12 protein-coding genes are annotated in these 12,476 nt (G+C 73.2%); 8 read left to right on the top strand and 4 right to left on the bottom strand.

Annotated features, from left to right (window positions below):
- Positions 1-55 precede the first annotated feature (55 nt).
- The 3 genes from psb27 to ACLV7J_RS00825 all read left to right on the top strand — a co-directional run bounded on the left by psb27 (position 56) and on the right by ACLV7J_RS00825 (position 2,949).
- Positions 56-442, top strand: a complete 387-nt coding sequence (psb27, locus tag ACLV7J_RS00835; protein ID WP_411867240.1) for a photosystem II protein Psb27 — start codon at positions 56-58, stop codon at positions 440-442.
- A gap of 166 nt (positions 443-608) precedes the next feature.
- Positions 609-1,928, top strand: a complete 1,320-nt coding sequence (locus ACLV7J_RS00830) for an adenylosuccinate synthase (protein ID WP_411867239.1) — start codon at positions 609-611, stop codon at positions 1,926-1,928.
- Positions 1,929-1,956: 28 nt separating this feature from the next.
- A complete protein-coding gene (locus ACLV7J_RS00825) occupies positions 1,957-2,949 on the top strand; it encodes an adenosine kinase (protein ID WP_411867238.1) in 993 nt (330 codons plus the stop codon).
- A gap of 30 nt (positions 2,950-2,979) precedes the next feature.
- On the opposite strand, the gene cutA is transcribed toward ACLV7J_RS00825, so the two are convergent.
- Entirely contained in the window at positions 2,980-3,321 is a 342-nt protein-coding gene (cutA, locus tag ACLV7J_RS00820) for a divalent-cation tolerance protein CutA (protein WP_411867237.1), read from the bottom strand.
- Positions 3,322-3,331: 10 nt separating this feature from the next.
- A complete protein-coding gene (locus ACLV7J_RS00815) occupies positions 3,332-4,171 on the bottom strand; it encodes a precorrin-6A/cobalt-precorrin-6A reductase (RefSeq protein WP_411867236.1) in 840 nt (279 codons plus the stop codon).
- Positions 4,172-4,203: 32 nt separating this feature from the next.
- Between ACLV7J_RS00815 and ACLV7J_RS00810 the strand changes: the two genes are divergently transcribed.
- Entirely contained in the window at positions 4,204-4,734 is a 531-nt protein-coding gene (locus ACLV7J_RS00810; protein ID WP_411867235.1) for a single-stranded DNA-binding protein, read from the top strand.
- Between the two features lie 61 nt (positions 4,735-4,795).
- On the opposite strand, the gene ACLV7J_RS00805 is transcribed toward ACLV7J_RS00810, so the two are convergent.
- Positions 4,796-5,143, bottom strand: a complete 348-nt coding sequence (locus ACLV7J_RS00805; RefSeq protein ID WP_411867234.1) for a hypothetical protein — start codon at positions 5,141-5,143, stop codon at positions 4,796-4,798.
- On the opposite strand from ACLV7J_RS00805, the gene ACLV7J_RS00800 reads away from it, so the two are divergent.
- The 3 genes from ACLV7J_RS00800 to ACLV7J_RS00790 all read left to right on the top strand — a co-directional run bounded on the left by ACLV7J_RS00800 (position 5,142) and on the right by ACLV7J_RS00790 (position 7,847).
- Positions 5,142-5,726, top strand: coding sequence for a DUF2854 domain-containing protein (locus ACLV7J_RS00800; RefSeq protein WP_411867233.1), 585 nt, complete (start codon positions 5,142-5,144; stop codon positions 5,724-5,726). The two genes, ACLV7J_RS00805 and ACLV7J_RS00800, sit on opposite strands and share 2 nt — an antisense overlap.
- A 40-nt stretch (positions 5,727-5,766) precedes the next feature.
- Positions 5,767-6,660 carry an acetylglutamate kinase gene (gene argB / locus ACLV7J_RS00795; RefSeq protein WP_255128308.1) on the top strand — a complete coding sequence of 298 codons (894 nt, stop codon included), beginning with the start codon at positions 5,767-5,769 and terminating at the stop codon, positions 6,658-6,660.
- 83 nt (positions 6,661-6,743) lie between these two features.
- Positions 6,744-7,847, top strand: a complete 1,104-nt coding sequence (locus tag ACLV7J_RS00790) for a DUF3153 domain-containing protein (RefSeq protein ID WP_411867232.1) — start codon at positions 6,744-6,746, stop codon at positions 7,845-7,847.
- A gap of 1 nt (position 7,848) precedes the next feature.
- Here ACLV7J_RS00790 and priA read toward each other — a convergent pair whose 3' ends face one another.
- Positions 7,849-10,149 carry a primosomal protein N' gene (gene priA / locus ACLV7J_RS00785; RefSeq protein ID WP_411867567.1) on the bottom strand — a complete coding sequence of 767 codons (2,301 nt, stop codon included), beginning with the start codon at positions 10,147-10,149 and terminating at the stop codon, positions 7,849-7,851.
- Positions 10,150-11,075: 926 nt separating this feature from the next.
- Between priA and rpoD the strand changes: the two genes are divergently transcribed.
- Positions 11,076-12,467 carry an RNA polymerase sigma factor RpoD gene (rpoD, locus tag ACLV7J_RS00780; protein ID WP_411867231.1) on the top strand — a complete coding sequence of 464 codons (1,392 nt, stop codon included), beginning with the start codon at positions 11,076-11,078 and terminating at the stop codon, positions 12,465-12,467.
- Positions 12,468-12,476 lie beyond the last annotated feature (9 nt).

The raw sequence follows: 12,476 nt of genomic DNA, 5'->3' as shown, positions 1-12,476 counted from the left end.
AGGATCGGGCTCTCTCCTTCCCCTGACTCCCATGGTTGCTGGATGGCGCCGGCTGATGGCAGCCCTGTTCGCGGTGTGCCTGAGCCTCTCGCTGCTGCTCACCGCCTGCGGCGACGACAGCCTGGGCCTCAGCGGCAACTACGTGGAGGACACGGTGGCGGTGGCGGACCGGATCCTGGCCACCATCGCCCTGGCCCCGGATGACGCCGACCGCAACACGGCGGAGACCGACGCCCGGGCGCTGATCAACGACTACGTGTCCCGCTACCGGCCCCAGAAGGCGGTGAACAGCCTCAGCTCCTTCACCACCATGCAGACCGCCCTCAATTCCCTTGCCGGCCACTACGCCAACTACGCCAACCGGCCCCTGCCCGAGGCCCTGCGCGATCGGATCAGCCGGGAGCTGAAGAAGGCCGAGAGCACCGCCACCCGCGGCGCCTGATCCCAGCGGCCCGATGGGCCCGAGGTCCCACCCCATCGCGAGCCGGATCCAGGGTCCGATCCTTGAGAGCGGCCCCTGAGGCCGCTTTTTTGTTCGGCCTCTTTGACGGGGGGGCACCCCGTCTGAGATTCTCTTTGTTTGTGCTCAGAAGCGGCTGCGGGCCGCTGTGTCCTTGGCCAACGTTGTCGTCATCGGTGCGCAGTGGGGTGACGAGGGGAAGGGCAAGATCACCGATCTGCTGAGCCGCTCCGCCGACGTGGTGGTGCGCTATCAGGGCGGTGTCAATGCCGGTCACACCATCGTGGTGGACGACAAGGTGCTCAAGCTGCACCTCATCCCCTCCGGCATTCTCTATCCCGACACCATCTGTCTGATCGGTTCGGGAACCGTTGTCGATCCCAAGGTGATGCTGGGCGAGCTCGACATGCTCGCCGAGAACGGCATCGAGGTGGGCGGCCTGCAGCTGGCCTCCACGGCCCACGTGACCATGCCCTACCACCGCCTGCTGGATCAGGCGATGGAACAGCGCCGCGGCGACCGGCGCATCGGCACCACCGGTCGGGGCATCGGCCCCACCTACGCCGATAAATCCGAGCGCAACGGCATCCGCATCATCGACATCCTCGATGAGGCCCGCCTGCGCGACCGCCTGGCTGGCCCCCTGGCCGAGAAGAACGAGATCCTCGAAAAGGTCTACGGCATCCCCCCGCTCGATTTCGAGGCCGTGGTGGCGGAGTACGTGGGCTACGGCCAGCGCCTGGCGCCCCATGTGGTGGATTGCACCCGCGCCATCCACCAGGCGGCCCGGGCCCGCAAGAACATCCTGTTCGAGGGCGCCCAGGGCACGCTGCTGGACCTCGACCACGGCACCTATCCCTACGTCACCTCCTCCAACCCGGTTAGCGGCGGCGCCTGCATCGGCGCCGGCGTGGGGCCCACCCTGATCGACCGGGTGATCGGCGTGGCCAAGGCCTACACCACCCGCGTGGGCGAAGGTCCCTTCCCCACCGAGCTGGAGGGCAGCCTCAACGACCACCTCTGCGACCGGGGCGGCGAGTACGGCACCACCACGGGCCGCCGCCGCCGCTGTGGCTGGTTCGACGGCGTGATCGGGCGCTACGCCGTGGAGGTGAACGGCCTCGACTGCCTGGCGATCACCAAGCTCGACGTGCTCGATGAGCTCGACGAGATCCAGGTGTGCGTGGCCTACGAGCTGGATGGCGAGCGGATCGAGTACTTCCCCAGCAGCGCCGAGGCCTTCGCCCGCTGCAAGCCCCTCTACAAGACCCTGCCCGGCTGGCAGACCTCCACGGCCGAGTGCCGCAGCCTCGACGACCTGCCGGCCACGGCCATGAGCTATCTGCGCTTCCTGGCGGAGCTGATGGAGGTGCCGATCGCCATCGTGTCGCTCGGCGCCAACCGCGACCAGACGATCGTGGTGGAAGACCCGATCCACGGTCCCAAGCGGGCGCTGCTCAGCGTCTGAGCCCCGAGCCCCTTCCTCCTCCCAGGCCATGACCGCCAAAACCCTCGACGTTGTCGGCATCGGCAACGCCATCGTCGACGTGCTCGTGCAGGCCGACGAGCGCTTCCTCGGCGACCACGGCCTCACCAAGGGCACCATGGCCCTGGTGGATGAGCAGCAGGCCGAGGGCCTCTACGCCAGCGTCGGTCCGGGCCTGGAGACCTCCGGTGGCTCGGCGGCCAACACCCTGGCCGGCATCGCCCAGCTGGGGGGCCGCGCCGGCTTCATCGGCCGCGTGCGCGACGACCAGCTGGGGGCGATCTTCGCCCACGACATCCGCTCGGTGGGCGCCCGCTTCGAGACCCCCGCCGCCACCGCCGGGCCCTCGACGGCCCGCTGCCTGATCCTGGTGACGCCGGACGCCCAGCGCACCATGTGCACCTACCTGGGGGCCTCGGTGGGGCTCGATCCGGCGGACCTGGACCTGGAGCTCGTGGCCCAGGCCAAGGTGCTCTACCTGGAGGGCTACCTCTGGGACAGTGACGACGCCAAGAAGGCCTTCATCGCCGCCGCCGAGGTGGCCCGCGCCCATGGCGGCGAGGTGGCCCTGAGCCTCTCCGATGCCTTCTGCGTGGAGCGCCACCGCGACAGCTTCCTGGAGCTGGTGGATGGGCACGTCGACATCCTGTTCGCCAACGAGATGGAGATCACCTCCCTCTACCGGGCCGACAGCTTCGAGCAGGCCGCCGACCAGGTGCGCGGCCGCTGCCGCATCGCCGCCCTCACCCGCAGCGAGCTGGGTTCCGTGGTGCTCAGCGGCGACCGGACCCTGGCGGTGGCCCCCGTCACGCTGGGCCCCCTGGTGGACACCACCGGCGCGGGTGACCTCTACGCCGCCGGCTTCCTGCACGCCTACACCCAGGGCCAGGATCTGGAGGCCTGCGGCCGCCTGGGCTCCCTCTGCGCCGGCCAGGTGGTGACCCAGCTGGGCCCCCGGCCCCAGGGCTCCCTGCAGGAGCTGGTGGCCGCCCACCTGGGCTGAGGGGTCCGCCCTTGGCCCCAGGCCCAAGCCTCAGCCCCCTGCCCCCTCCCCGCAGGCCTCGGCCACCCAGGCCCCGTAGGCCCCGCCGGCTGAGGCGATCCAGTGGATCCACTGCGGCGTGGCATAGCTGTGCAGGCGCCGCACCTCCGCCTCCAGCTCGGCCAGCCGGGCGGGATGGCCCTTGATCGTGAGCCGCACCTCCTCGCTGCGCTCCAGCTGCCCCTGCCAGCGGTAGATCGCCCGCTGGGGCTCCAGGGCCACACAGGCCGCCAGCCCCTGCTCCACCAGCGCGCCGGCCAGGGCCTCGGCCCGCTCGAGGTCCGCCTCGGTGGTCACGGCCACCAGCACGCTCGGCGCGGAATCGGCGGCCATGGCGCGGGGCTCAGGGGTGTCCCAGCTTCGCCAGCAGGGCCTCCGGGCACAAGCCCGCGGCGGAGTCGGGGGGGCGCCGCAGCAGCAGCAGGCGCAGATCCAGCTCCGCGCAGACCTGGCGCCAGAGGGCCTCGGTGGTGCCGCCGGAGGCGCGGCAGAGCACGGCCGTGATGCCCCAGCGCCGGCAGAGGGCCCGCTCCAGGGCCCCCGCTCCAGCGGCCGCCAGGCCCCGCCCCGGCCGCAGGCAGGCCAGCTGGGCATCGGCCAGGCCGGCGGCCCGGGCCAGCTGCAGGCTGCGGGGGTTGTCGAGGATGCGGGCGTAGTGGGCTGCGGCCCGGCTGTGGCGCAGCGCCTCCGCCAGGCCGCGGGAGCCGATGGCCAGCAGCAGCCGCTCCCCCGCCAGGGGCTGCTGGGCCAGCTGCGCCACCGCCTCCAGCCCCACCACCCCCCGCCGCGGTTCGGGCCCCGTCAGCCGGGGGCGCTCCAGGCGCAGCAGGGGCTGGCCCGCCGCCGCGCAGGCCGCCCGCAGGTCGGCACTGATGCGACGGGCGAAGGGATGGGTGCCATCCACCACCCAGCGGAACCTGGGCACGCCTGCGGCCAGCAGCTGGGCGCGGATGGCGGTCTCCCCCCCGAGCGGCCCCACCTGCAGCTCCAGCCGGGGATGGGGGCCGTAGGCGCGGGCGGCGGCGGCGCTGACCACGCTGACCCGCAGCCGCCAGCCCCGCGCCAGCAGGGCGGTCGCCAGGGGCGGTCCCTCCCCGGTGCCGCTCAGCAGCCAGAGCGCGGCCGGCCGCGCTCCGCCCCCCGCCGGCGGGCCGGCCCCCTGGTGGAACGGGTGGCCGTGCATCAGGATGTGGCCCCCGGAGCCGGATCGAACCTGTGAACCATTGCTTGCTGGAGGCGGAGGTGCTGGAGGCGCCCCAGGTGCGCTACACCCAGGACAACCAGACCCCGGTGGCGGAAATGGCGGTGCAGATCGAGGGGCTGCGGCCCGACGATCCGCCGGGCCAGCTGAAGGTGGTCGGCTGGGGCAATCTGGCCCAGGACCTGCAGAACCGGGTGCAGGTGGGGCAGCGGGTCGTGCTGGAGGGTCGGCTGCGCATGAACACCGTGACCCGCCCGGACGGTGTGAAGGAGAAGCGGGCCGAGCTGACCCTGGCCCGCCTGCACCCCATCGGCGCCGGCGCCGGCCCGAGCTACGGCAGCGCACCGGCGCCCGCCGGGTCCGCAGCCGCGCCGGCCGCAGGCGGCGGCGCACCGGCCCGCGGACCGGCGCCCCGGCCGACGCCCGCCGGTGCCGCCCGCCAGAGCCCTGCTCCTGCCCGCCAGGCGGCTCCCGAGCCCCCCAGCTGGAACAGCTCGCCGCTGGTGCCCGATCTGCCCGAGGGCGACGACGAGATTCCGTTCTGAGCCGCCTGCCATCCGATCCGTGCCCTGGTCCGCGTTCAGGGGGCCAGGCCCCGGCGGCTCCTCAGCAGGGGAGCCGCTCGGCGGCCTGGTCCAGGAGCTGACCCAGCTCCCGCTCCAGGGCCGCCAGGTCGAGGCGCAGGTCGGGCCAGTGGCCCGCGTCGATCTGCTGCAGCAGCCAGAGGCGATCGGCCCCCAGCAGCTCCAGCAGCTCCGCCGTGCTGATGGCGGCGTCATCCGCCGCCGGGGACGGCACCGCTGCGGGGTTCGCCACGCCGCCCGCCGTGGGGTCTGCCGCGGCCTCGGGGCCCGCCGAGCCTGAGCTGCCGCCACCGGTCTGCGGGCCGGGCTGAGCGCCGGGCTGGGGCTCCGGATCGCGCGGCTGCGCCCCGTTGGCCGAAGATGGCGCCATGCAAGCACTCACGTCCCCCGGCAGCCTAGTCACGCTGGCCGGAGCCCTTCTCTCGGTGATCGGCTGGATCGGCTACGCCACCGAGAACCCCAACCTCAGCCTGCCGACGATCTTCTACGGCATCCCGATCCTGCTGGGGGGCCTGGCGCTCAAGTCGTCGGAGCTGGCCCCGGCCGAGCTGCTGCCGCCCGCCCCCGGCGCCGAGGCCCTGCGCAACGACCCCGCCAACCTCACCCTGCGCAAGCTGGTGAAGGACGTGAACCGCTGGCGCTACGGCCAGAAGGGCCACCTGGAGAGCTCCCTGGAGACCCTCAAGCTCTGGGACGAGGATCAGCCGCCCCAGCTGCTGAGCGTCCAGGAGCTGCTGGAGAACGGCGGCTACGGGGTGGCCCTGCGCTTCGAGACCGCCGGCGTGCCCTACGAGCGCTGGCTGGCCAAGCAGGACCGCCTCGGCCGCTTCTTCGCGCCGGGCCTGGAGGCGCGCCTGGGCCGGCCGGCCCCGGGCGAAGTGCTGCTGCAGCTGGTGCCCGCCGCGCCGCCCGTCGCCGCCGGTCCGGCCCCGGTGGCGCCGCCCCACAGCTGAGACCCCCCTTTCCCCTCGTTCCATTCCCCGCTGCCCGGCCTTGAGCTTCGATTCCGCCATCCACCCCGACGACACCCTGCGGGTCTCCGTTCTCAGTGAGGCCCTGCCCTACATCCAGCGCTTCGCCGGCCGCCGGGTGGTGGTCAAGTACGGCGGCGCGGCCATGGTGCGCGCCGACCTGCGCGATGCCGTGTACCGCGATCTGGTGCTGCTGGCCTCCGTGGGGGTGCAGCCGGTGGTGGTGCACGGCGGTGGCCCCGAGATCAACGAGTGGCTGGGGCGTCTGCAGATCGAGCCCCAGTTCCGCGATGGCCTGCGGGTGACCACCCCCGAGACCATGGACGTGGTGGAGATGGTGCTGGTGGGCCGGGTCAACAAGCAGATCGTCAACGGCCTCAACCGCCTGGGCGCCAGGGCCGTGGGCCTCAGCGGCAGCGATGGTCCCCTGGTGCGGGCGCGCACCTACGGCGAGGGCTGCAACGGCCTGGTGGGGGAGGTGGCGGCAGTGGACCCGGCCGTGCTCTTCCCTCTGCTCGATGCCGGCTACATCCCGGTGATCTCCAGCGTGGCGGCCGACGTTGAGGGCCAGGCCCACAACATCAACGCCGACACCGTGGCCGGCGAGCTGGCCGCCTCGCTGCAGGCCGAGAAGCTGATCCTGCTCACGGACACCCCCGGCATCCTGCGCAACCGGGAGGACCCCAGCACCCTGATCCGCCAGGTGAGCCTGGCCGGGGCCCGGGAGCTGATCGCCAGCGGCGTGGTGGCCGGCGGCATGACCCCCAAGACCGAGTGCTGCATCCGCGCCCTGGCCCAGGGGGTGGCGGCGGCCCACATCGTGGATGGCCGCACGCCCCACGCCCTGCTGCTGGAGGTGTTCACCGATGCCGGCATCGGCACCATGGTGGTGGGCAGCTCCCGCGCCGTCCTCTGAGCCTCCCGCCTGACCCCGTGGCCGACGCGCCCGACTCCCCGCCGAGCTCCGCCGCCCCGTCGCCGGGTGCCGGGCCCGATCCGATGGACGAACCGCAGGAGCTGGATGTCCTGCTCGACCCCGCCCGCCGGGCCGTGGAGCGGGGCGATTACGGCCGCGCCCTGGCCGATCTGAAGGCGCTGGCGGAGGCCCACGGCGCCTCCAGCCCCTTCGGGGGGCGGCTGCGGCTGCTGATGGCCACGGCCCTGATGGGCCAGGGCCGCAGCGCCGAGGCCGCCGGCGTCTGCCGCAGCCTGCGGGCCTGCCGCGACGCCACCCTGCGGGCCCAGGCCCGCGACTTGGAGGAGGTGCTCGACGCCCCGGCCCTGGAGCGGCCGCGGGAGTGGTCGATGACCCTGCCCAGCCTGGCTGAGATGGAGAGCCTGGAGGGCAACAGCCGGCCCCTGGTGCGGCGGCGACGCCCGAAGCCGCCGGCGCCGCCGGCCCCTCCCACCGGCCCCACCAGTCCCCCCTGGGGCCTGGCCCTGCTGGTGGGCCTGGTGCTGGTGCTGACGCTGGTGCTGGGGGGCTGTGTGCAGCTCGAGACCAGCCTGCGCTTCCCCGCCCCCGGCCGCCTGCAGTTCAGCCAGAGCAGCCTCAGCGCCACGGGCCGCCGCCTGCCCTGGCAGCAGCAGCTGGCCGTGGCCCTGGAGTCCACCCCCCTGCGCCAGCGCCAGGACCACGGCCTGCAGACCCTCCGCAGCCCCGTGCTGCCGGCCCCGGAGGCCCTGGAGCTGCTGGGCCGGAGCGTCGCCACGGCCGCCCAGCTGGCGGGGCTGGAGCTGCCGCCCCCCCAGCTGCAGCTGGAGGAGCGCAACTGGCTGCTGGGGGTGCGCCAGCACTTCAGCGTGGGCCTGGATCTGCGGGCCGTCCCGGCCCTGCCGGGGCTGGACCTGCACCTGAACCTGGAGCCCGTCGGGCCGCGGGCCCTCCGCCTGGCGGAGCCCCTGCCCGCCCGCGCCCTGCCCGGGCGCACGCTGGCCTGGACCCTGCAGCCCGGGGCCCTCAACCGGCTGGAGCTGCGCTGCTGGCGCTGGAGCCGGCTGGGGCTGGGCAGCCTGGCGATCGGGACCCTGCTGGCCCTGACCCTGCTGCTGCAGCGGCTGCGGCTGCGGGCCGGCTTCGGCCTGCCGGAGCTGCCCGCCTGAGCTACAGCTCCAGCGGATCGGGATCAATCGTCAGGCTCACTGCCTGGGGCAGGCCGTCCCGCAGCTCCGCCTCACGCGCCAACGGCAGGGGGGTGCCGGCGGGGCCGTGCAGCAACAGCTGCCAGCGGCTGCGGCCCGCCACCCGGGCCACGGGGGCCGGCGCCGGGCCGATCACCAGCCAGCCGGCGGCCTCCACGCCGGGCCGGATCCGCTCCGCCAGGGCGGCGGCGGCCGTGGCGGTGCCGCTGGCGGAGGGTCCCGCCAGGCGCAGCAGGCAGGCCCGGCTGAAGGGCACCAGGCCCGCACTGCGCCGCAGCGCCAGCTCCTCCTCCAGAAAGGCCTCATAGCGGCCGTCCACCAGATGGCGGTTCACCGGGTGCTCCGGGCAGTAGGTCTGCACGAGCACCTCCCCGGGGCGGTCGCCCCGGCCGGCCCGGCCCGCCAGCTGCAGCAGCAGCTGCAGGCTCTGCTCGCCGGCCCGCAGGTCGGGGCGGTGCAGCAGGCCGTCGGCCGCCAGCACGGCCGCCAGGGTGACGGCGGGCAGGTCCATGCCCTTGGCCAGCATCTGGGTGCCCACCAGCACGTCGGCCTCGCCGGCGGCGAACTGCTCCAGCAGGCGGCGGTGCCCCTCGCGGCCGCGGGTGGTGTCGCGATCGAAGCGCAGCAGCCGGAGCCCCTCCAGCTCGGCCTCCAGCTGCTCCATCACCCGCTGGGTGCCGGCGCCGAAGGGCTTGAAGGCGGTGGAGCCGCAGGCGCCGCAGCGCTCGCCGATCTCCTGGCGGTGGTCGCACCAGTGGCAGCGCAGCCATTGGCGCCCCTCGGCGCCAGCGCCGGTGGAGCGGCTGCGGTGCACGGTGAGGGCCACGTCGCAGTGGGGGCACTGCACCACCTCGCCGCAGCTGCGGCAGCTGAGGAAGCTGCTGTAGCCGCGGCGGGGCACCAGCACCACCGCCTGCTCGCCGCGGGCGGGCAGGGCTTCGAGCCGCTCCATCAGCGGCCGGCTGATCAGGCGCCGGTGGCCCTCCGCCAGCTCGTGGCGCATGTCCACCAGCCGCACCGGCGGCAGGGGCCGGCTGCCGATGCGCTGGGGCAACCGCAGCAGGGTGGTGCTGGGCTGGGGGTCCTGGCAGCTGAGCCAGGTCTCGAGGCAGGGGGTGGCGCTGCCCAGCACCAGGCGGGCGCCGCTGCGCAGGGCCCGCTGCCGGGCCACGTCGCGGGCGTGGTAGCAGGGCATGGGGCTGTCCTGCTTGTAGGAGCTGTCGTGCTCCTCATCCAGCACGATCAGCCCCAGCTGGGGCATCGGCAGGAACACGGCCGAGCGGGTGCCCACCACCAGCACCGGCGAGCCGCTGGGGCTGGCCGGCTCACGGCCCGGGTTGGCATCCGGACCGCTGGCCAGGCAGCGCCGCCAGGTGCGGATGCGCTGGCCCTCGCTGCAGCCGCTGTGGTACTCGAGCACCCCCGGGCCGAAGCGGCGCCGGCAGCGCTCCAACAGCTGGGGGATCAGGCCGATCTCGGGGGTGAGCAACAGGGCGGACTGGCCCGCCGCCAGGGCATCAGCCGCCGCCTGCAGGTACACCTCGGTCTTGCCGGCGCCGGTGACGCCCCAGAGCAGCAGCGCCTGGCCGGGGGCCGCGGCGCGGATCGCCGCCAGCACCTCCGCCTGCTGGGCCGTGAGCAGCTGGGGCCGCTCCAGCCCCGGCACCGCGCCGTCAGCGCCTGGCGCCAGTCCCACGCCGTCCTCCGGGCCGTCGGCCAGGCGGCGCAGCTGCACCAGGCCGCGGCGCTCCAGGGCCTCCAGCACCGAGCGGCCGATCCCCGTGGCGGCGCTGAACGGGCTCAGCCAGGCCGCACCACCGGCGCGCTCCAGCAGCTCCAGGGCCTGCAGCTGACGCGGCGTGAGGCCTGCGGTGGCCTCGGCAGGGGCCTCGGCGGCAGGCCGTACCTCCACCCGGATCCGCTGGCGCGGTGCGCTGGCGCGGCGCTCGGCCCGCTGGCCCAGCCAGCCCGGCGGCAGAGCCGTCTTGAGGGTGCGGAACAGGCTGGTGTGACAGTCGCGGGCGACCTGGGCCAGCAGGGCCTGCCAGTGGGGATCCACCGCCGCGCTCTGGTGCAGGGCCTCGATCGGCAGGATGCGGCGGCCGGCCAGCTCGGGCGGCAGCGCCGCCAGCGGCTCCACCACCAGGCCCACGTGGCGCCGGCCCTGCAGCCGCAGCCGCACCAGATCGCCGCTGGCCAGGGGCCAGCCCTCGGGGTTGGCGTAGGTGAACACCTGCCCCTCCCGGCCCGCCTCCAGCCACACCTGCAGCCAGGGCGCCCCCCGTTCGGCAGGAGCTGCAGGAGCCTCCGCAGCAGCGTCCGAGCCAGAAACTGTTGCAAAGCTCACGGGCGTTTCTTAGAATGAGCCTGTTGAGCAGTCCGTTGGGCTGCTGTCGGAACCCGGCAAGGTTCCGCACCAGCGGGAAGATCCGAGGCTGTGCCAGGTCCACCCTGTGCCCCCGATCTGCGACCACCCCTGACAGCACTGCCCGGGCTTCTGCCCACCGTTTCGGTTTCGCCTGCACGGATTCTCGCCTCGGACGTCCGCCCCCGGACCCGCTCCTACGGCCGGATCTCCCCCCAGGTCCAGCCGCCGCGGGTCACACCCAACCCCCGTGGGAACACCCTGTCGGGCCCGTCCCCCCCTGTCCCACGCTCCTGGGTCTGCCCCCTCCGGTTTGCTGAGCGCTCCGTCTGCCCCGTCCCACTGCTTCCCGACCACCCGATTCCGGACCAGCCGCTTCCGGACCACCCGCCATCGGTCTCGCCCGCCCCTGTCGCCACGTCCCCGCCCGGTGAACTGTTCACCACTGAACCGTTCATCCGTGCCCTGTTCAGTCACGGACTGTTCAACATCGAACAGTTTCTGCATGAACACGGGGGCCTGGACTGGGATCCGACTCCTGGCTGCTCGCCTGCGTCCCGCAGGCGATTCCCCGGTGACTCTCCTGGTGGCTTCTCCAGTGCCGCGGCGTTCGCCCCGATGGCCTACCCCCCGGCTCCCTGCCGCCGCCCGCCGAAGCGCCTGATGCCACCCCCGACCGACCGCGCCTGCTGACGTCTCCCTCCGCCACCACCCGCCGACGTCGTTGACGGAGCTGCGCCCCGCGCGCCGCCTCCTCCCTTCCTCCTGGAACCCCAGGGCCATCCGCCCCGTCCTCCTCCCGCCGTTCCCGCGCCTCCCCCTCCATGAGCCCTGCTGCCGCTCCCAAACCCAAGAAAGCCGCCCTGGAAATCCTGATGGTGGCCAACCAGGCCGGTGAAACCATCCAGGTCGCCAAGCCGAAGGTGAGCCGCAGCAAGCCCAAGGCCGACGCCGCCGATGCCGCCAGCGCCGAGCCGGCCAACAAGGTGAGCCCCACCAAGGCCGCGGCAGCCAAGGCCACCAAGGCCACGGGCACCAAGACCACCAAGAGCGCGGCGGCCAAGGCCACGGGCACCAAGGCGGCCGCCGCCAAGACCACCGCCAAGAAGGCCGCCGCCAAGGGCCAGGCCACCGCTGAGGCCGGCGCGGACCTCGATGGGGCCGCCGACCAGCTGCTGGCCGCCGCCGAGGGTGGCGCCGCCAGCCCCAAGGCCGAGAAGGACGCCAAGGCCAAGGCCCTGGCCAGCATCAAGGTGGGCCCCAAGGGCGTCTACACCGAGGACTCGATCCGGGTGTATCTCCAGGAGATCGGCCGCATCCGGCTGCTGCGCCCGGATGAGGAGATCGAACTGGCCCGCAAGATCGCCGATCTGCTGCAGCTCGAGGAACTCGCCGCCCAGTTCGAGACCGACCACGGCCACTACCCCGACACCAAGGAGTGGGCGGTACTGGTGGACATGCCGGTGATCAAGTTCCGGCGTCGCCTGATGCTGGGCCGCCGGGCCAAGGAAAAGATGGTGCAGTCGAACCTGCGCCTGGTGGTGTCGATCGCCAAGAAGTACATGAACCGGGGCCTGTCCTTCCAGGACCTGATCCAGGAAGGCTCCCTGGGCCTGATCCGCGCCGCCGAGAAGTTCGACCACGAGAAGGGCTACAAGTTCTCCACCTACGCCACCTGGTGGATCCGCCAGGCGATCACCCGAGCCATCGCCGATCAGTCGCGCACCATCCGCCTGCCGGTGCACCTCTACGAGACCATCTCGCGCATCAAGAAGACCACCAAGGTGCTCAGCCAGGAGTTCGGCCGCAAGCCCACCGAGGAGGAGATCGCCGAATCGATGGAGATGACCATCGAGAAGCTGCGCTTCATTGCCAAATCGGCCCAGCTGCCGATCTCCCTGGAAACCCCCATCGGCAAGGAAGAGGATTCCCGCCTCGGTGACTTCATCGAGGCCGACATCGAGAACCCCGAGCAGGACGTGGCCAAGAACCTGCTGCGCGAGGACCTCGAGGGCGTGCTGGCCACCCTCAGCCCCCGCGAGCGCGACGTGCTGCGCCTGCGCTACGGCCTCGATGACGGTCGCATGAAGACCCTTGAGGAGATCGGTCAGATCTTCGATGTGACCCGCGAGCGCATCCGCCAGATCGAGGCCAAGGCCCTGCGCAAGCTGCGCCACCCCAACCGCAACGGCGTGCTCAAGGAATACATCAAGTGAGCGCCGCCA

It is taken from the genome of Vulcanococcus limneticus LL, from assembly GCF_943369875.1.
GTDB classification, from domain to species: Bacteria; Cyanobacteriota; Cyanobacteriia; order PCC-6307; family Cyanobiaceae; genus Vulcanococcus; species Vulcanococcus limneticus_A.
The sequence above is the reverse complement of the archived record's forward strand: the minus strand, read 5'-3'. Positions and strand labels throughout refer to the sequence as shown.

Coding starts and splice junctions, on each gene's coding strand:
- ACLV7J_RS00805 (WP_411867234.1), bottom strand. CDS start 5,143: ATGGCGCCATCTTCGGCCAACGGGGCGCAGCCGCGCGATCCGGAGCCC.
- ACLV7J_RS00815 (WP_411867236.1), bottom strand. CDS start 4,171: ATGCACGGCCACCCGTTCCACCAGGGGGCCGGCCCGCCGGCGGGGGGC.
- ACLV7J_RS00825 (WP_411867238.1), top strand. CDS start 1,957: ATGACCGCCAAAACCCTCGACGTTGTCGGCATCGGCAACGCCATCGTC.
- ACLV7J_RS00800 (WP_411867233.1), top strand. CDS start 5,142: ATGCAAGCACTCACGTCCCCCGGCAGCCTAGTCACGCTGGCCGGAGCC.
- ACLV7J_RS00790 (WP_411867232.1), top strand. CDS start 6,744: ATGGACGAACCGCAGGAGCTGGATGTCCTGCTCGACCCCGCCCGCCGG.
- psb27 (WP_411867240.1), top strand. CDS start 56: ATGGCAGCCCTGTTCGCGGTGTGCCTGAGCCTCTCGCTGCTGCTCACC.
- cutA (WP_411867237.1), bottom strand. CDS start 3,321: ATGGCCGCCGATTCCGCGCCGAGCGTGCTGGTGGCCGTGACCACCGAG.
- rpoD (WP_411867231.1), top strand. CDS start 11,076: ATGAGCCCTGCTGCCGCTCCCAAACCCAAGAAAGCCGCCCTGGAAATC.